The following is an 18,126-nucleotide window of genomic DNA, read 5'->3' on the forward strand; positions in this document are numbered from 1 at the left end:
TACCACTTGATTTTGTCTACGCCCTCCTAGTAATGACCCCCATCGGGATAATGCGCGCACTCGGTCAAATTACCGCACCCAGGCTGATATCTACCTGATATCGATGTAGCGAGAAACAAGCCCACAGGGGCGGGAAGAGAAGTCTTGATCACCTTCAACATTGCACGATGGCATGCCTGGGCTCCGGGCCTGGCGAGCGCGGACGACTGGCTGCAATGGAGCCGCAATCCGACGCTACTGGAAACCAGTGATGCCGCGCCAGACGTGTCTTTCCTGCCTGGCATGCAACGTCGCCGCCTGGGCCGCATGGCCAGAATGGCATTTGCCGTCGGCTGGCCATTGACTGAAGGTTTGGGGCGCGTACCGCTGGTGTTTGTCTCGCGCCACGGAGAAACCCCGAGAACGTTTGAAATTCTGCGCGATCTGGCTGCGAACGAGCCGGTTTCACCGACCCAGTTCAGCCTTTCAGTGCATAACGCAGTGATTGGTCTGTGGTCGATCATACGCGGTGAAACAAGTGAGATGACAGCCCTGGCCGCCGCAGGCGACGGGCTGGAGTATGGAGCGTTCGAGGCCGCAGCGTTGCTGGCCGAGGGTGCAGAAGCAGTATTGCTTGTGGTGACTGAAGAACAGCCACCACACGCTTATGCACAATGGATTGATGACGTGCCCTTCCCTACGCGGTCGGCTTGCTGCTGACGCCCGGCAACGAGTGGGAATTGTCTTTGCACAGCGACACACAAGGGAACCCGCAGACTCGATGGCCCCACGCATTGAATCTGCTGCAAGCCTTGCACACTGATCAATCCGTCTGCCTGCACCCCTGGAATAACCGGTTATGGAACTGGCAACGCAAGAACTGAAAAAACGTCAGGATGCTTATTACTGGCGTTTGCTGGCAACCGCCTTCAGCTTTGCCCTCTTCGGGTTCAGCGGCCTGTGCCTGCGCTTGTTCGTTTTTCCGGTACTGAGTTGCCTGCCCGGCAGTGTAGCCAGTCATCAGCGCCGCGCCAGGCGGACCATCAGCCGCCTGTTCTGGCTGTTCATCCGCATCATGGCGCGCATGGGCGTGTTGACCTACGAGGTACAGGGTGCCGAAAAGCTTGGCCGCCCCGGGCAGATGATCATTGCCAACCACCCGTCATTGATCGACGTGGTGTTCCTGATCGGGCTGGTGCGTGACGCCAATTGCGTGGTCAAGCGCAGCCTGTGGGAAAACCCGTTCACCCGTGGCCCGGTGCGCTCCGCAGGTTACATCAGCAACGACGGCAGCATGGACATGCTCGATGCCGCCGTGGAGCGCCTGCAAAGCGGCCAGACACTGATTATTTTCCCCGAAGGCACCCGCACCCAGCCGGGTCAGCCGCCGGTCTTTCACCGGGGCGCGGCCGCCATTGCACTGCGTGGCGCGAGCATGATCACTCCGGTGACCATCAAGGTCCAGCCGACCACTCTGACCAAGGCCGAGCCCTGGTATCGCATTGCACAACGTCGCGTGCACTTCAGTTTGCGCGTCGGTGCCGATATAGACCCCACCGCCTTCAGTTCGCTGGGTCCGCCGCCCGTGGCGTCCCGCAAGCTCAACGATTACCTGCATGACTATTTCACCAAGGAGCTCGCCTCAGATGAGCAATCTGCACCAGGACATTAAATTGTTGATCATCGATGCCCTGGGCCTCGAAGACATCACCCCGGAAGATATCGGCAACGATATGACGCTGTTCGGAGAAGGACTGGGACTGGACTCGGTGGATGCGCTCGAACTGGGCCTGGCCATCCAGAAGCGCTATGGCATCAAGATCGATGCCGATGCAAAGGACACCCGTAACCATTTCGCCAGCGTCGACAGCCTTGCGGCCTTCGTCAGCGCCAGACAACCGGCCTGAGAATTGAACATGCAAACCCGTGAAGACATCTTCGAAATCCTGCGCGCCGCAATGGTGGAACTGTTCGAACTGGAGCCAGAGAGGGTCACACTTGAAGCCAACCTGTATCAGGACCTGGAAATCGACAGCATCGATGCCGTGGACCTGATCGACCACATCAAACGCAAGACCGGCAAGAAGATTGCCGCTGAAGAGTTCAAGTCAGTCAGAACCGTGAACGACGTGGTAGAGGCCGTCTACAAACTGGTCAACACGGCCGAATGAAGCGGCTGATTGGCCTGATTCTGGTGCTGGCCGGTGTGCTGTATCCGTTTGCCGTCTACTGGGGAACCGAACACTTCGCCCCGTGGCAGTTCGCGCTGCTGCTGGGCAGCCTGTGGCTGGCGCGCGCACTGACCGGCGAGCGCAAGCCCGGCAGCCTGGCGATGGCGCTCGTCGCCCTGGTTTTTTGCGTGGCGCTGGGCGTAATCGACAGCCACCTGATGCTGCGCTGGTATCCGGTACTGGTCAGCGCGTTCATGCTCGGCCTGTTCGGTTCAAGCCTGATATACGGCCCGCCTATCGTAGAAAGAATGGCGCGCATAAACCGCCCTGAACTGCCCGAGTCCGGCATCCGCTACACCCGTAAAGTCACGCAGATCTGGTGCCTGTTCTTCCTCGCCAATGGCCTCACGGCAGCCATACTGACGCTCTGGGCACCGTTGTCCTGGTGGACGCTGTACACCGGCCTGGTTTCCTACGGATTGATGGGCCTGTTGTTCGCTGTTGAATGGATCGTCCGCCCACCCTCTGCGGGCGGCAAATGAAATGGATCGCATGAACTGGTTGAACCTTGAACACCTGCTGCTCGACGCCCTGCCCGACCGGCTGCTGACGCTGGCCCCGACCCTGGACCACGCGCAATTTCGTGATCAGGCATTGAGTGTGGCCGCAGGACTGCAAGCCCGCGGTATCAAAAACCTCGCGGTACACCTTGAAGATGCCGCTGACCTGGCCGTCGCCTTGTTCGGTGCCTGGCGCGCCGGTGTGCATGTATTGCTGCCCGCTGACTTGCAAGGCCAGACCCGCGAGCGCTGGGCCAATCAGGTCGACCTGTGGCTGACCGACCTGGCGCACGACACGCATTTAAGCGATCTGCACGCCGCGCAGCTGGCTCCGGCAGCGCTCGACCTTGACCAGTGCCGGTTGAGCCTGTGCACCTCGGGTTCCAGCGGCGAGCCCAAACTGATTGAAAAACGCCTGCGCCAGCTGGCCAACGAAGTTTGCGGGCTGGAACAGTTGTGGGGCGCGCAGCTTGGTTCGGCATGCATGATCGGCAGCGTTGCGACGCAACATATTTATGGGCTGCTGTTCCGTTTGCTATGGCCGCTGTGCGCCGCACGCCCGTTCGTGCGCCGCCAGTTGCCGTTTGCCGAAGACCTGCAACGCGCCAGCCGCGAATACCCGTCCTTTGCCTGGGTCGCCAGCCCGGCACTGCTCAAGCGCATGGGCGACAACCTCGACTGGAGCAGCCTCAGTGCCGTGCGCAGGGTGTTTTCATCCGGCGGCGCATTGCCAGCCGAAGCGGCGCAAAGTCTGCAACAACGTCTTGGCCAGTGGCCGACGGAAATTCTCGGCAGTTCGGAAACCGGTGGCATCGCCTGGCGGCAGGGCGAACAGCACTGGCAAGCCTTCGACGGCGTAGAGCTGAGTCAGAACAACGAAGGGGCGCTGCGCATCAGCTCGCCCTATCTGCCGCCCGGTCACGTAGAGCAGACCGCCGATGCCGTGCAGATTGGCAATGATGGGCGATTCGAACTGCTGGGCAGGCTGGACCGCATCGTCAAACTTGAAGAAAAGCGCGTGTCGTTGCCACTGATCGAGCAGGCCCTTACGACTCACGAGTGGGTAAATGAAGCGCGCCTTGGCGTGGTTCAGGAAAACCGTGCGTCGCTTGGCGCGCTGCTGGTGCTGAGCGATGCGGGCTTGCTGGCCCTGCGTAATCAGGGCCGTCGAGCGCTTACCGAAGCCTTGCGCCAGTATTTGCGACCGCACTGCGAAACCATCGCTCTGCCGCGGCGCTGGGCTGCGGCAAATGCCCCTCAATGCCCAGGGCAAACTGGCGCAGATGGACGTGCAGAACCTGCTCATGGCCTCACGCCCCAGGCAACCGCAAGTGCTTGACCAACAGACGGTCGACGGCGAATTGCACCTGCAACTGATGGTCCCGCCAGATCTGGCATTTTTCAGCGGCCACTTTCCCAAGGCACCGGTCTTGCCAGGCGTGGTTCAGGTCGAATGGGCGATCAGTCTGGGGCAGCGCCTGTTGAATCTGCTAACCGACTTTGCCGGCATGGAAGTGCTCAAGTTTCAGCAACTGGTGCGCCCCGGCGACCGCCTGAAACTGACCCTGCGCTTCGATGCCGCTCGCTCAAAGCTGCATTTCGCCTTTCACAACAGCGAAAACGCACCCTGCTCCAGCGGCCGGATTGTGCTGGAGGGAGATCATGCATAAGCCTTGCGTGATCATTCCGGTGTTCGACCACGAACTGGCCGTGCCCAGCGTGGTCAAGGCCGTCCGCAACGCAGGCTTGCCCTGCATATTGGTGGACGATGCCAGCAGCCCGGCTTGCGCCGCAGTGTTACAGCAGCTGGCGCAGGGTGAGGGTATTTACCTGTTGCGCCTGCCGGTCAATCAAGGCAAGGGCGGCGCGGTCATGGCCGGGTTCCGCGAGGCGGCACGCCTGGGTTTCAGCCATGCGTTGCAGGTCGATGCCGATGGTCAGCATGACCTGAACGATATTCCGGTGTTTCTGGAGCAGTCACGCCAGTACCCGCAAGCGTTGATCTGTGGCTATCCGCAGTACGACGAAAGCGTGCCCAAAGGCCGCCTGTACGCCCGTTATCTCACCCACGTCTGGGTATGGATCAACACCCTGTCACTGCATATTCGCGATTCCATGTGCGGCTTTCGGCTCTACCCGCTGGCCCCGGTTCTGGCGCTGATCGACAGCGTGCAGATCGGCAGGCGCATGGACTTCGACTCGGAAATTCTCGTGCGCCTGTCATGGCGTGGCCAGGCGATGCGCTGGCTGCCGACCCGCGTTCACTATCCGCAGGACGGCCTGTCGCATTTCCGCCTGTTTCACGACAACGCCCTGATCTCGAAAATGCACGCCAAGCTGTTCTTCGGCATGCTGATGCGTCTACCGGTGATCCTCTGGCGGCGGTGGCGCTCATGACCATTGAAAAGTCGCCCAAGGAACATTGGGCCAGTCACGAAGAGCGTGGCAGCTTCCTGCTCATGAAGCTTACCGCCTGGGGCATGCGCGTGCTCGGTCGTCGCCTGCTCAGCCCGGTGCTGTATGGCATCGTTCTATATTTCTTCGCCTTCGGCCGCCGTGCCCGACACAGCATCTGGGAATACCAGCAGCGCCTGGCGGACTGGAGCGCCAGACCCGAACTGCGCCCCAGCCAACGGCGCGTTTTTGGCCAGTTCATGGCCTTCGCCGAGGCACTGCTCGACAAGCTTGGTGTGTGGAACGGCAAGCTGGGCATCGAGCAGATCGAGATCATCGACCCAGCCCTGCTGCGCCACAACCTGCGCGGCGAGCGCGGACAAATGCTGGTCGGGGCACATCTGGGCAACCTTGAGGTGTGCCGCGCACTGGCCGAACTCGGCGAAAAAGTTACCATGAACGTGCTGGTGCACACCAAGCACGCCGAACGCTTCAATCGCCTGCTCGGTGAAGCCGGAGCGACCAACCTGCGGCTGATTCAGGTCAGCGAACTGGACCCGGCGATCATGCTGCAACTCAGCCAGCGTCTGGACGAAGGCGAGTGGCTGGCCATCGCCGGTGACCGCGTTGCCCTGCACGGCGGGCGCAATGTGCGGGTCGACTTTCTGGGCAAGCCCGCGACGTTTCCGCAAGGCCCGTGGCTGCTGGCCGGTCTGCTCAAGTGCCCGGTCAATCTGTTTTTCTGCCTTAAAGGCCCGAACGGCTATCGGGTGATTCTCGAACCGTTCTCCGACGCCATCGAATGGCGACGCAGCGACCGAGCCCAGGTCATCGCCCACTGGGCCACGCGTTATGCCGAGCGTCTTGGGCACTACTGCCTGGAAGCCCCGCAGCAGTGGTTCAATTTCTACCCATTCTGGAAGTCCGATGATGATTCAAGCTCCTGACCCGATCATTTTCGGCGAGCGCGCCCTGTGTATCGAAGACGTGCTGGCCCTGGCCAATCGGCAGGCACCGAGTGCGTTGCAAGGCGACGCTGAATTTCGCGCACGCATTGCCAGGGGCGCGCAGTTTCTCGATTCGTTACTGAACAAGGAAGGCGTGATCTACGGCGTCACCACCGGCTACGGCGACTCCTGCGTGGTGGCCGTGCCATTGGAACATGTCGAGGCGCTGCCGCAGCATTTGTACACGTTTCACGGCTGCGGGCTGGGCAAGCTGCTGGACGCCCAGGCCACCCGCGCAGTGCTGGCGGCACGTTTGCAGTCACTGTGTCAGGGCGTTTCCGGGGTGCGCGTCGAACTGCTTGAGCGTTTGCAGGCGTTTATCGATCAGGACGTGCTGCCGCTGATCCCGGAAGAGGGCTCGGTGGGTGCCAGCGGTGATCTGACCCCACTGTCTTACGTGGCCGCGACCCTGTCCGGCGAGCGCGACGTGATGTTCCGTGGCGAGCGCCGTCCGGCCAGCGACGTGCACCGCGAACTGGGCTGGACGCCGCTGGTGCTGCGCCCCAAGGAAGCGCTGGCGCTGATGAACGGCACCGCCGTCATGACCGGCATCGCGTGCCTGGCGTTCGCCCGCGCCGATTACCTGTTGCAACTGGCGACCCGTATCACCGCCATGAACGTGGTGGCGCTGCAAGGCAACCCGGAGCACTTCGACGAGCGCCTGTTCGCCGCCAAGCCGCATCCGGGCCAGATGCAGGTAGCCGCGTGGTTGCGTCAGGACCTGGCCATCGACGCGCCAACCGCCCCACTGCATCGTTTGCAGGACCGCTATTCGCTGCGCTGCGCACCGCATGTGCTGGGCGTGCTGGCCGACAGCCTGAACTGGCTGCGCTCGTTCATCGAGATCGAGCTGAACAGCGCCAACGACAACCCGATCATCGATGCCGAAGCAGAGCGCGTGTTGCACGGCGGGCATTTCTACGGCGGGCACATTGCTTTTGCCATGGACAGCCTGAAAACGTTGGTGGCCAATGTCGCAGACCTGCTCGACCGGCAATTGGCGCTGCTGATCGACGAACGTTACAACCACGGCTTGCCGAGCAATCTGTCAGGGGCCAGCGCCGAGCGGGCCATGCTCAATCACGGTTTCAAGGCGGTGCAGATAGGCACCAGCGCATGGACCGCCGAAGCACTGAAAAACACCATGCCGGCCAGCGTATTCTCGCGCTCCACCGAATGCCACAATCAGGACAAGGTGAGCATGGGCACCATCGCTGCGCGTGACGCCATTCGGGTGCTGGAGCTGACCGAGCAGGTTGCCGCCGCCACGCTGATCGCCGCCAACCAAGGTATATGGCTGCGCAGCAAGGCTGCCGATGCGCTCCCGCTGCCACCAGCACTGGCGGCCATGCACCAACAGCTGGGCGAGGACTTTGCCCCTGTCATCGAAGACCGGGCGCTGGAGAATGAACTGCGCCTGTGCCTGAAACATATTGCCAACCGCCGCTGGAGCTTGCATGCGCAGTAAGGGTTTTCTGCACGTCGACACCGAAATCGTGGTGCCGTTTTTCGACGTCGACATGATGAACATCGTCTGGCACGGGCATTACGTCAAATACCTGGAAGTCGCACGCTGCGCATTGCTCGACCACATTGGTCATAACTACATGCAGATGCTCGAATCCGGTTATGGTTGGCCGGTGATCGACCTGCAACTGCGCTACGTGCGCAGCGCGGTGTTCGGCCAGACACTGAACGTACGCGCCAGTCTGGTGGAGTGGGAGAACCGTCTGAAGATCAACTACCTGATCACCGACGCACACACCGGCGAACGCTTGACCCGCGCCAGCACCGTGCAGGTTGCGGTCGACAGCCAGAGCCGGGAAATGCAACTGGCATCGTCCCAGGTCTTTATCGATGCCGTGAAGAGAGCTTTGCCATGAACCGTCCGTTTCGCGCCTTGCTGCTATTGGGGTTGCTGTGCCTGTCTTCACTGGCGCAGGCTTTCGATCTACAACAACTGAGTGATCAGCTCGCTAAACCTGCGGTGGTGCAAGGGCGCTTCATTCAGGAAAAACACCTGCGCGCCCTGCCGCAACCACTGCTCAGCAAAGGCCGCTTCGTGCTCGCCAGGGATTTCGGGCTGCTCTGGCTGCTGGAAACACCGCTGAAACAGGATTACCGCATCAATGCCAGCGGCATTTCCCGCCGCGAAAGCGTGGGCGACATCAGCACCTGGAAGCCCGTACCAAACAAAAATGCCGGGGCCGAGCAGAACCGCTTGTTCCTTGCTGTACTGCAGGGCGACAGCAGCGGCCTGCAACGGGATTTCGACTTGCAGCTCAAGGGCGACGCGAACGCCTGGCAACTCACGCTCACACCGCGCTCGATGCTGCTGCAACAAGTGTTCAAACAGATCAACATCGATGGCGGAGAACTGGTCCAGCGTATCGAGTTGCTGGAAACCCAGGGCGACAGTACCGTCCTGAAAATGATCGACAGCAGCAGTGCTTCCTCCCTGACCGATGCGCAGCGCAATGACTTCAACGACTGAGCGGCTATTGCCGCGACTGTTCCTGCTGATTCTGGCAAGCGTGCTGGCGCTGGCCGGCTGGCAGTGGCACGACCGCTCGCCGCTGTCGGCCAACCTCATGGAACTGGTGCCGGGCACTGACAACGACGAACTGGTGGTGAGCGCCGAAAAGCGCATGCAGGAACCGCTCAATCGCGAAATGCTCGTGCTGGTGGGTCACACCGACCGCCAGCAGGCTGTGGAACTGGCTCGCACGCTGGCGGAGCAATGGCAAGCGAGCGGCCTGTTCGAGAAGGTTCAGTGGTCGCTGCAAGCCGATCTGCCCGCGTTGCGCACCCAGTTGCTGCAAGGGCGAATCGCGATGTTGCCGGCAGCGGATCGCGCTCTGTTGATCGATGAGCCGAAGACTTTCATCGAGCAGCGTGTACAAACTCTCTTCGACCCGTTTGCCGGGTTCAGCCTGGTGCCGGGTCAGGATGACTGGCTGGGGCTGACCGGACGTATCCAGAACAGCTTGCCGAAACAGGGCTCGGTCGAGGCGGATCTGGCCAGCGGCGCGCTGATCGCCAGCGCCGAGGGCAAAAGCTGGGTACTGCTGCGTTCGCGAACCCGAACCGATGCTTTCGATCTGCACCTGCCCGGTCAGGTCGCCGACCTGCTGGCGCAAGCGCGGGTGCAGGCGCAGCAGGCCGGTGGGCAATTGCTCGCCGCCAGCGGCCTGCTGTACGCCGCCGACGGGCAGAAGCAGGCCAGCCGGGAAATCACCTGGGTCGGCGGGGGCGCCACGCTCGGTATTCTGTTGCTGCTGTTGCTGGCATTCCGACGCTGGAGCGTGCTGCTGGCGTTTGTACCGGTGATAGTCGGCATGCTCTTCGGTGCAGTGGCTTGCGTGGCGCTGTTTGGCAGCATGCACGTCATGACGCTGGTGCTGGGTTCCAGCCTGATTGGTGTGGCGGTGGATTACCCACTGCATTACCTGTCCAAGAGCTGGAGCCTGAAACCCTGGCGCAGTTGGCCCGCCTTGCGCCTGACCCTGCCGGGCCTGACGCTGAGCCTGATCACCAGTTGTATCGGCTATCTCGCCCTGGCCTGGACGCCGTTCCCGGCACTGACACAAATTGCCGTGTTCTCCGCTGCGGGCCTGATCGGCGCTTACCTGACTGCGGTGTGTCTGCTGCCCGCGCTGCTTGCAAAGGTCGAGATCAACCCCGCGCAATGGCCGCTGAAACTGGCGCAACTGATGCTCGATTGCCGCGCTGCGCTGTTGCAGCGCATCAGCACGCCGATTCTGCTGGCGCTACTGTTGGCCTTCTGCGGCGGCGGGCTCTGGCACCTGACCACCAAGAACGATATTCGCCAATGGGTGGCAGCACCTCAGGCATTGACCGACGAAGCCCAGGCTATCGCGCGGATCACCGGTTATCAGCCCACCAGCCAGTTCTTCCTGGTGCGCGGTAAGGATCAACAGCAGTTGCTGGATCGGCAGTCGGCGCTGACTCAGCGGCTCGATCAACTGATCAGCATGGACAAGCTGCAGGGTTACATGGCCCTCAACCAGTTGCTGGATTCGCCTGCCGAGCAGCAACTGACCCGTGATGCACTGGGCAAATTGCCGCAACACTGGGCGCCACTGGTACAGCTTGGCGTTCCGGCCAACGCACTGAAAACCGAACTCGCGCAATTGCAGGCACTGCCAACGCAAGACATTGATCAGGCGCTTCAAGGCCCGCTCAGCGAACCGTGGCGCACGCTCTGGCTGGGTGCCAGCGAAGATGCCGAAGGCGACGCTCAGGTAGCCAGCATCGTCAGCCTGCGTGGCATGAACAGCATGGCGTTGCTGCGCGTGCAGGCCATCGGACTGGAGGGCGTGCAACTGGTCGACCGCCTGGGTGAGCTCAACGAGGTGTTTGCCCACACGCAGATCAGCGCAGCGGAATTGAAACTGGCATCGTGCGTACTGATCGTCCTGCTGCTGATCGCTCCGTTTGGCTTCGGCGGTGCGTTGCGCATCGTCGCCCTGCCCCTGCTAGCGGCCCTGTGCAGCCTCGCCAGCCTGGGCTGGATAGGTCAGCCGCTGACTCTGTTCAGCCTGTTCGGCCTGTTGTTGGTTACGGCGATCAGCGTCGATTACGCCATTCTGATGCGCGAGCAGATAGGCGGCGCGGCGGTCAGCCTGCTGGGCACGCTGCTGGCCGCCGTGACCACGTGGCTGTCGTTCGGCCTGCTGGCTGTTTCCGGCACCCCGGCGATCAGCAATTTCGGCCTGTCGGTCAGCCTGGGGCTGGCCTTCAGCTTTCTTCTGGCACCGTGGGCCAGCCCGCGTAAAGCGCTTCATTCGCCAGCCAATGCTGAAGGGCCACACGCATGAGTCTTGCAGCGTTGTCGTCACTCCCTGCCACCGCCCAATCGGAAAGGAATACCTGTGCCCATCACTGATAGGGAAATTCGTCAGGTCGTCGTCATCGGTGCCGGCCCGGCCGGTTGCATTGCAGCAGCCCTGCTCAAACGCCAGGGCCACGACGTGCTGATTATCGAGCGTCAGCTGTTCCCGCGCTTCTCCATCGGCGAAAGCCTGCTGTGCCATTGCCTGGACTTCGTCGAAGAAGCCGGGATGCTCGACGCCGTGCAGGCCGCCGGTTTCCAGCTCAAGAACGGTGCTGCCTTTGCGCGCGGCGAGCAGTACAGCGATTTCGATTTTGGCGATACCTTCAGCAACGGCAAGCCGACCACCTTTCAGGTGCAACGCAGCGAGTTCGATAAGCTGCTCGCTGATCAGGCCGAGCTGCAGGGTATGGAAATCCGCTATCAGCAGGAAATCATCAGCGCCGACTTCGACAGCCTGCAGCCGGTATTGCGGGTAAAACGCGAGGACGGCAGCGAATACAGCGTGCAGGCCAGCTTCGTACTCGACGCCAGCGGCTATGGCCGCGTACTGCCGCGCCTGCTGGATCTGGAAGCGCCGTCGGGCTTTCCGGTGCGTCAGGCGGTGTTTACCCATATCGAAAGCCCGCCCTTTGACCGTCAGAAGATCCTGGTCAGCATCCATCCGCAGCACAGCGATGTGTGGTTCTGGTCGATCCCGTTCAGCGAAGGTCGCTGTTCGATAGGCGTCGTGGCCTCGGCCGAGCGCTTCAAAGACAAGCCCGATGACCTGGACGCCTGCCTGCGCGCCTTTATCGATGAAACACCGCAACTGGCCAGCGTGCTGAAAAATGCGGTCTGGGATACACCGGCAAGGACCATCGGCGGCTACTCGGCGAACGTCACAACCCTGCATGGAAAGGGCTTTGCGCTGCTGGGCAATGCGGCGGAATTCCTCGATCCGGTGTTTTCGTCAGGCGTGACCATCGCCATGCGTTCGGCGAGCATGGCCGCTGGCGTGCTGAATCGACAATTGCAGGGTGAGAGCGTGGACTGGGAAACCGAGTTCGCCGTTCCGCTGAAGCGTGGCGTCGATACCTTCCGGGCCTATGTCGAAGGCTGGTACGACGGCTCGTTCCAGAGCGTCATTTTCTACCCGGGAAGCGCGCCGGATATCCGCCGCATGATCAGCGCCATTCTGGCCGGCTATGCCTGGGACGAGCGCAATCCGTTTGTCAGCGAGCCCAAACGCCGCTTGCGCACGCTCTCGGAAATCTGCGCGGACGGTGACTCATGAATCGACCGTTCCTGAGTGACAGCTATGTCGAGGAAACCCGCTTCGGCCTGTGGTTTCTGCGCAGCCATACTTGGCAGTACCGCGTATTGCGTGTGGCGATAGACGATTTGCGCAGCCTGTTCGATAGCGCGCTTCCGGCCGCACCGGTTTTGCTCGACGCCGGTTGCGGGCAGGGCAAGTCGTTTCAGCACCTGAGCAGGGTTTTTCAGCCTTCAAGGCTGATTGGTGTCGATGCCGACCTGCACAGCCTGGAGATGAGCCGTCAGGAGGCGCGCGCCAGAGGCATAGAGGTCGAGCTGATCGGCAGTGACTGCGCGGCGCTGCAAGTGCCGGACGCCAGCGTCGATCTGCTGTTCTGTCACCAGACCTTTCATCATCTAGTCGAGCAGGAGCAGGCGCTGGCCGAGTTTTATCGCGTACTCAAGCCAGGCGGTTACCTGCTGTTCGCCGAGTCCACCGAGGCGTACATCGACACCTGGGTGATTCGCTGGCTGTTCCGCCACCCCATGCACGTTCAGAAAAGCGCGGCTCAGTATCTGCAGATGATCCGCGACCAGGGTTTCGAGTTCGGCGCACAGCATGTTTCGTACCCTTACCTGTGGTGGAGCCGCGCCAGGGATTTCGGCCTGCTCGAAGCCTTGAAACTGCAAAAACCCAGGCCGTTCGGGCAACGGGAAGAAACGCTGGCCAATGTCGTGGCCCGCAAACCGCTACAAGGTGGCGCATTATGATCCGGGTATTATTTCTGGCCTTTCTGCTGCTGGGCGGCTGCACTGCACAGGCACCGCTGCCGACTACCGCACCGACGATGCAATTGCCGATGCAGCTGCACATCGAACGCCGACAGGCTGATCAGCGGCAAGACTGGATGCTGGTCATCCAGCGCGAAAACGCCGGGTTGCGCTGGTCGATGATGGACCCGCTGGGTATCCCCCAGGCTCGCCAGTTGCTGATAAACGGACAATGGCAAGCCGACGGTCTGCTTCCCCCCAACCCCGAAGCACGCGAGCTGTTTGCGGCAATAATGTTCGCCATGACCTCGGATCTGGAAATGCATGGCCGCTACCCCACGGCGTACCGCCAGGGCATGCAGCGGCGTCTGGATGATCGCTGGCTGGTCGAATATCAGTCAGCCAACGCCTACACCATCCGTCTCAAGGACGGGTTGAGCTACAGGGTTACACCGCTGAACGACGAGAGCATGCCATGACTGCCTATCTCAATGCGCTGGGCCTGATCTGCTCGCTGGGCGACAGCCGTGAAGAGGTGTCGCGCAGACTGTTCGCAGGCGACAGCTCGGGCATGGTGTTCGAAAGCGGCTGGGTGCCGGAACGCGCATTGCCGGTCGGCGCGGTAAAATCCGCATTGCCGCCCATTCCGCCCGCCATGCAATCGCAGCGCAGCCGCAACAACCAGTTGCTGCTGGCCGCGGCCTTGCAGATCGAAGATGACATTCGTCAGGCTATCGCGCGCTACGGAGCCGGGCGGATTGGCGTGATCGTCGGCACCAGCACCTCGGGTATCGATGAAGCAAGCGAGAGCATGGCAAGCTGGCTGCGTGATAAGACCTTCCCCGACGATTACGATTATCGCCAACAGGAACTGAGCGCACCGGCGAACTTCCTGGCCGGCTGGCTGCAATTGAGCGGCCCGGCCTATGTGATTTCCACAGCCTGCACGTCCAGCGCGCGGGCGCTGCTCAGCGCACGCCGGGCGCTGGACATGGGCCTGTGCGATGCGGTGCTGTGCGGCGACGTCGACAGCCTGTGCAGGTTGACCCTCAATGGGTTCTCGGCGCTTGAAGCCATGTCGCCACAACTGTGCAATCCGTTTTCAAGTCACCGCAACGGGATAAACATCGGCGAGGCGGCAGCGCTGTTTCTGATGACCCGCGAAGCTGCCAACAGCCACTCGATTGCCCTGCTGGGCGCGGGTGCCAGTTGCGACGCCCACCACATCTCGGCCCCGGAACCTACCGGCCGAGGTGCGCAGGATGCCATGCTGCAAGCGTTAGGCAGTGCCCGACTCGATGCCGCACAGATCGGTTACCTGAACCTGCATGGCACCGCTACGCCACATAACGATGCGATGGAAAGCCTGGCCGTGCAGGCGGTATTCCCGAACGGTGTGCCTTGCTCGTCGACAAAGCCGCTCAGCGGCCACACGCTGGGTGCCGCGGGAGCGCTGGAAGTGGCGTTTTGCTGGTTGAGCCTGGCACCGGACAACAGCGAACAGGCCCTGCCCCCGCACCTGTGGGACGGCGAAGCTGACCCGCTATTGCCTGCACTGCAATGGACACTGCCAGGTTCGCGCCTGGCACCTGCAAATGCTCGTTACATGATGAGCAATTCGTTTGCCTTCGGTGGCAACAACATCAGCCTGATTATCGGAGATGCCCCATGACCGAGTGGTCGCTCGCCGAACTCATACCCCATGCTGGCGACATGATTCTCATCGATCAGGTGCTGAGTTTTGACCAAGAGCAGATTCAAACCCACCTGACCGTGCGCGCCGATGGTCTGTTCAACCAGCCGGACGGCAGCCTGCCCGCCTGGCTGGGCATAGAGCTGATGGCCCAGAGCGTCGCGGCCTATGCCGGTTGCCAGGCGCGCACCAAGGGTGAAGCGGTCAAGCTGGGGTTTCTGCTCGGCAGCCGCAAGTTCGAATGCAACGTAGCGCGCTTCCCGCTGGGCAGCGAACTGCATATCCATGCCGTGCGCTCCTTGCAGGACGACAGCGGCATGGGCGTGTTCGAATGCACCCTGACCGGACCGGATATCAAGGCTTTTGCCCGACTCAATGTATATTGCCCGCCCAACACTGCTGACTATCTGGCTGAAGGAGCCCCGGCATGACTGAATCGATACTGGTCACCGGCTCCAGCCGTGGCATCGGCCGCGCCATCGCTCTGCGTCTGGCCCAGGCCGGATACGACCTGATCCTGCATTGCCGCACCGGCCGCAGCGAAGCCGAAGCCGTGCAGGCCGAAGTCGTTGCGCTGGGCCGTCAGGCACGCGTTCTGCAATTCGATGTCTCGGACCGTGCCGCCTGCAAGACAATTCTGGAACAGGATGTGGAGACGCACGGCGCCTATTACGGCGTGGTACTCAACGCCGGGCTGACCCGCGACGGCGCGTTTCCGGCACTCAGCGATGATGACTGGGATCAGGTGCTGCGCACCAATCTGGACGGTTTTTATAACGTTCTGCACCCGCTGACCATGCCGATGATTCGTCGTCGTGCGGCGGGCCGTATTGTCTGCATCACCTCGGTTTCCGGCCTTATCGGCAACCGTGGCCAGGTCAATTACAGCGCCTCCAAGGCAGGCCTGATCGGTGCCGCCAAGGCCTTGGCCATCGAACTGGGCAAACGCAAAATCACTGTCAACTGCGTCGCGCCGGGACTGATCGACACCGCAATGCTGGATGAGAACTTACCAGTCGACGAACTGCTGAAAATGATCCCGGCGCAACGCATGGGCACGCCCGAGGAAGTGGCGGGTGCCGTGAATTTCCTGATGTCGGCCGAAGCAAGCTACATCACTCGTCAGGTGCTGGCCGTCAACGGAGGGCTGTGTTGATGAAGCGTGTGGTCGTCACCGGGATGTCCGGCATTACCTCGGTGGGCAGCGACTGGCCGACTATCGATGCGAGCTTCACCGCCAATCGCAGCGGCATTCGCCGAATGGACGAGTGGAACCGTTTCGCCGAACTGAATACCCGACTGGCTGGCCCCATCGACGATTTCGCCGTGCCCGCACACTGGACACGCAAGCAACTGCGCAGCATGGGCCGCGTATCGCGACTGGCAGTGGCTGCTGCGGAACAGGCGTTGATCGACGCCGGGCTGCTGAATGATCCGCTCATTCGCGATGCGCATGGGCACCGCCTGCGGCTCGTCAACCGGCAGCACCGACGAGATCAAGGCCTTCGGCAACATGCTGATCAACTCGGTGGCAGTAGGCCTGAACGCCAACTCCTACGTACGAATGATGCCGCACACCACCGCCGCCAACATCAGCATTTTCTTCGGCCTGACCGGACGCCTGATTCCGACTTCCAGCGCCTGTACCAGTGGCAGCCAAGGCATTGGCTACGCCTACGAGGCGATCAAGTTTGGCCGTCTGCCGCTGATGCTGGCGGGCGGGGCCGAAGAGCTGTGCCCGACCGAGGCGATGGTGTTCGACGCGCTGTACGCCACCAGCCTCAAGAATGACGCGCCACACACCACGCCACGCCCCTACGACAGCGGGCGAGACGGGCTGGTGATCGGTGAAGGCGGCGGCATGCTGGTGCTCGAAGAACTTGAGCACGCTCAGGCACGTGGTGCACACATCTACGCCGAAATCGTCGGCTTCGGCAGCAATGCAGACGGCGCCCACAGCACTCGTCCCGAGCAGGCCACCATGCGTCGCGCCATGGAACTGGCCCTGGAAGATGCCAACCTGTCGCCCGACGCCATCGGTTATGTAAACGGTCACGGCACTGCCACCGAACAGGGCGACATCGCCGAAACCCTGGCCACCAGCAGCCTGTTCGGCTCACGCATGCCACTGAGCTCACAGAAAAGCTTCCTCGGCCACACACTGGGAGCCTGCGGCGCACTGGAGTCATGGTTCAGCATCGAAATGCTCAACAGCGACCGCTATATCCACACGCTAAACCTGGTCGACATCGACTCACAGTGCGGCGAACTGGACTACATCGTCGGAGAACCCCGGCGGATGAGTAATGAATATGTGATGAACAACAACTTTGCCTTTGGCGGGGTGAATACGTCATTGATATTCAAGCGTTGGGGGTGAGATCACGCACGTCTCAACTCTCGTACGTCGCTCCGCGTCGCATGACGTTCTGGACGCTCTGCGTCCGGTCTTGATTCTGCAGCATGGCGCAGATTTGTGACGCAGAGCGTCACGACAGGCATTCCCACGCGGAGCGTGCGGAACGATAACCTCAACTATCGTGCGACATTGCGCGTTAAAAGCTCGGTAAACGCCTTGGCCATCGGTGACTGTTCGTCCTTGCGCTGTACCAGCCACACCGCGCTTGTCGCGCCGGGGTCGAGGACATTGCGATAGACCACGCCGTCGATGCGCATTCGGCGGTAGGACGCTGGCAGCACGGTGACGCCCAGTCCAGCCGCCACCAGGCCGATGATGGTCATCACTTCACCCGCTTCCTGAGTGATCAGCGGGCTGAAACCCGCGGCGCGCGCCAGACTCAGAACCTGCGCGTAAATGCCGCTGCCATAAGTGCGCGGGAAGAACACGAACGGCTCAGCGGCCAGGGCCGACATATAGATCCCGTTCTCGCTTTCTGCCGCCAGTGGATGGTCAGCACGCATGATCGCCACCAGTGGCTCGTTCAGCAGTTCAAACACCACCAACGAATCGGGTAACGCCAACGGGCGCATGATGCCGACCTGAATGGTCTTGTCCTCAAGCCCTGCTGCCACTTCCTGGCTGGTGATTTCGGTCAGGGTCAGGTGCACATCCGGATAAGCCTGACGGAAGGCAAAAATCGCCTGTGGAATGCTGGAAGTGAACGGTGCCGACGAAGTAAAGCCAATCTTCAGCTCGCCGATTTCACCCAGTTGCGCACGCCGGGCAACATCAGTGGCTTTATCGACCTGCGCCAGCACCAGACGCGCCTCATCCAGAAACAACCTGCCGGATTCACTCAGCTCGACACGCCGGTTGGTGCGATCAAACAGACGCGTGCCCAGCTCCTGCTCCAGCGTCTGGATCTGCTGACTCAGCGGCGGCTGGGAGATACCCAGCGCCTGGGCTGCACGACCGAAATGCACTCTTCGGCAACCGCGATGAAGTAACGCAGATGGCGCAATTCCATGCGGCCTCCATTAAGTCGTTTTACCTATCAAA

16 protein-coding genes and 4 pseudogenes are annotated in these 18,126 nt (G+C 61.5%); 19 read left to right on the top strand and 1 reads right to left on the bottom strand.

Annotated features, from left to right (window positions below; all coding sequences use genetic code 11):
• Positions 1 to 144: 144 nt before the first annotated feature.
• The 19 genes and pseudogenes from ALO64_RS22260 (at position 145) to ALO64_RS22350 (ending at position 17,046) form a co-directional block, all read left to right on the top strand.
• Positions 145 to 863: pseudogene (locus tag ALO64_RS22260) on the top strand (beta-ketoacyl synthase chain length factor).
• Positions 839 to 1,651, top strand: a complete 813-nt coding sequence (locus tag ALO64_RS22265; protein ID WP_044343295.1) for a lysophospholipid acyltransferase family protein — start codon at positions 839 to 841, stop codon at positions 1,649 to 1,651. Before ALO64_RS22260 ends, ALO64_RS22265 begins: the two are co-directional and overlap by 25 nt.
• Positions 1,626 to 1,886, top strand: a complete 261-nt coding sequence (locus tag ALO64_RS22270; protein WP_005731021.1) for a phosphopantetheine-binding protein — start codon at positions 1,626 to 1,628, stop codon at positions 1,884 to 1,886. The genes ALO64_RS22265 and ALO64_RS22270 overlap by 26 nt, the downstream gene beginning before the upstream one ends.
• A 9-nt stretch (positions 1,887 to 1,895) precedes the next feature.
• A complete protein-coding gene (locus ALO64_RS22275; protein ID WP_002551686.1) occupies positions 1,896 to 2,150 on the top strand; it encodes an acyl carrier protein in 255 nt (84 codons plus the stop codon).
• A complete protein-coding gene (locus tag ALO64_RS22280; protein WP_004654313.1) occupies positions 2,147 to 2,692 on the top strand; it encodes a COG4648 family protein in 546 nt (181 codons plus the stop codon). Before ALO64_RS22275 ends, ALO64_RS22280 begins: the two co-directional genes overlap by 4 nt.
• 10 nt (positions 2,693 to 2,702) lie before the next feature.
• A pseudogene (locus ALO64_RS22285) lies at positions 2,703 to 4,380 on the top strand (AMP-binding protein).
• Positions 4,373 to 5,107 carry a glycosyltransferase family 2 protein gene (locus tag ALO64_RS22290; RefSeq protein WP_002551683.1) on the top strand — a complete coding sequence of 245 codons (735 nt, stop codon included), beginning with the start codon at positions 4,373 to 4,375 and terminating at the stop codon, positions 5,105 to 5,107. Before ALO64_RS22285 ends, ALO64_RS22290 begins: the two are co-directional and overlap by 8 nt.
• Entirely contained in the window at positions 5,104 to 6,051 is a 948-nt protein-coding gene (locus ALO64_RS22295) for an LpxL/LpxP family acyltransferase (RefSeq protein ID WP_044343296.1), read from the top strand. The genes ALO64_RS22290 and ALO64_RS22295 overlap by 4 nt, the downstream gene beginning before the upstream one ends.
• Positions 6,032 to 7,579: an HAL/PAL/TAL family ammonia-lyase gene (locus tag ALO64_RS22300; RefSeq protein ID WP_044343297.1), complete on the top strand. Its 1,548-nt coding sequence runs from the start codon at positions 6,032 to 6,034 to the stop codon at positions 7,577 to 7,579. The genes ALO64_RS22295 and ALO64_RS22300 overlap by 20 nt, the downstream gene beginning before the upstream one ends.
• Positions 7,569 to 7,994 carry an acyl-CoA thioesterase gene (locus tag ALO64_RS22305; protein ID WP_044343298.1) on the top strand — a complete coding sequence of 142 codons (426 nt, stop codon included), beginning with the start codon at positions 7,569 to 7,571 and terminating at the stop codon, positions 7,992 to 7,994. The genes ALO64_RS22300 and ALO64_RS22305 overlap by 11 nt, the downstream gene beginning before the upstream one ends.
• Complete coding sequence (locus ALO64_RS22310; RefSeq protein WP_005743093.1) at positions 7,991 to 8,605, top strand: outer membrane lipoprotein carrier protein LolA; 615 nt, start codon at positions 7,991 to 7,993, stop codon at positions 8,603 to 8,605. Before ALO64_RS22305 ends, ALO64_RS22310 begins: the two co-directional genes overlap by 4 nt.
• The gene (locus tag ALO64_RS22315) at positions 8,589 to 10,952 is read left to right on the top strand and encodes an MMPL family transporter (protein WP_044343338.1); all 2,364 of its coding nucleotides are present in this window, start codon (positions 8,589 to 8,591) and stop codon (positions 10,950 to 10,952) included. Before ALO64_RS22310 ends, ALO64_RS22315 begins: the two co-directional genes overlap by 17 nt.
• A 54-nt stretch (positions 10,953 to 11,006) precedes the next feature.
• Complete coding sequence (locus tag ALO64_RS22320; protein WP_044343299.1) at positions 11,007 to 12,242, top strand: NAD(P)/FAD-dependent oxidoreductase; 1,236 nt, start codon at positions 11,007 to 11,009, stop codon at positions 12,240 to 12,242.
• Positions 12,239 to 12,973 (top strand): class I SAM-dependent methyltransferase, encoded by a 735-nt coding sequence (locus ALO64_RS22325; RefSeq protein ID WP_044343300.1) that lies wholly within the window; start codon positions 12,239 to 12,241, stop codon positions 12,971 to 12,973. The genes ALO64_RS22320 and ALO64_RS22325 overlap by 4 nt, the downstream gene beginning before the upstream one ends.
• Positions 12,970 to 13,452, top strand: a complete 483-nt coding sequence (locus ALO64_RS22330; protein ID WP_044343301.1) for a hypothetical protein — start codon at positions 12,970 to 12,972, stop codon at positions 13,450 to 13,452. The genes ALO64_RS22325 and ALO64_RS22330 overlap by 4 nt, the downstream gene beginning before the upstream one ends.
• The gene (locus ALO64_RS22335; RefSeq protein ID WP_044343302.1) at positions 13,449 to 14,645 is read left to right on the top strand and encodes a beta-ketoacyl-[acyl-carrier-protein] synthase family protein; all 1,197 of its coding nucleotides are present in this window, start codon (positions 13,449 to 13,451) and stop codon (positions 14,643 to 14,645) included. Before ALO64_RS22330 ends, ALO64_RS22335 begins: the two co-directional genes overlap by 4 nt.
• Entirely contained in the window at positions 14,642 to 15,097 is a 456-nt protein-coding gene (locus ALO64_RS22340) for an ApeP family dehydratase (protein ID WP_044320352.1), read from the top strand. Before ALO64_RS22335 ends, ALO64_RS22340 begins: the two co-directional genes overlap by 4 nt.
• Positions 15,094 to 15,822: a 3-oxoacyl-ACP reductase FabG gene (fabG, locus tag ALO64_RS22345; protein ID WP_044343303.1), complete on the top strand. Its 729-nt coding sequence runs from the start codon at positions 15,094 to 15,096 to the stop codon at positions 15,820 to 15,822. The genes ALO64_RS22340 and fabG overlap by 4 nt, the downstream gene beginning before the upstream one ends.
• A pseudogene (locus ALO64_RS22350) lies at positions 15,822 to 17,046 on the top strand (beta-ketoacyl-ACP synthase). Before fabG ends, ALO64_RS22350 begins: the two are co-directional and overlap by 1 nt.
• 155 nt (positions 17,047 to 17,201) lie before the next feature.
• Here ALO64_RS22350 and ALO64_RS22355 read toward each other — a convergent pair.
• A pseudogene (locus ALO64_RS22355) lies at positions 17,202 to 18,094 on the bottom strand (LysR family transcriptional regulator).
• Positions 18,095 to 18,126: the final 32 nt, after the last annotated feature.

Source organism: Pseudomonas meliae, from assembly GCF_001400515.1.
GTDB classification, from domain to species: domain Bacteria; phylum Pseudomonadota; class Gammaproteobacteria; order Pseudomonadales; family Pseudomonadaceae; genus Aquipseudomonas; species Aquipseudomonas amygdali.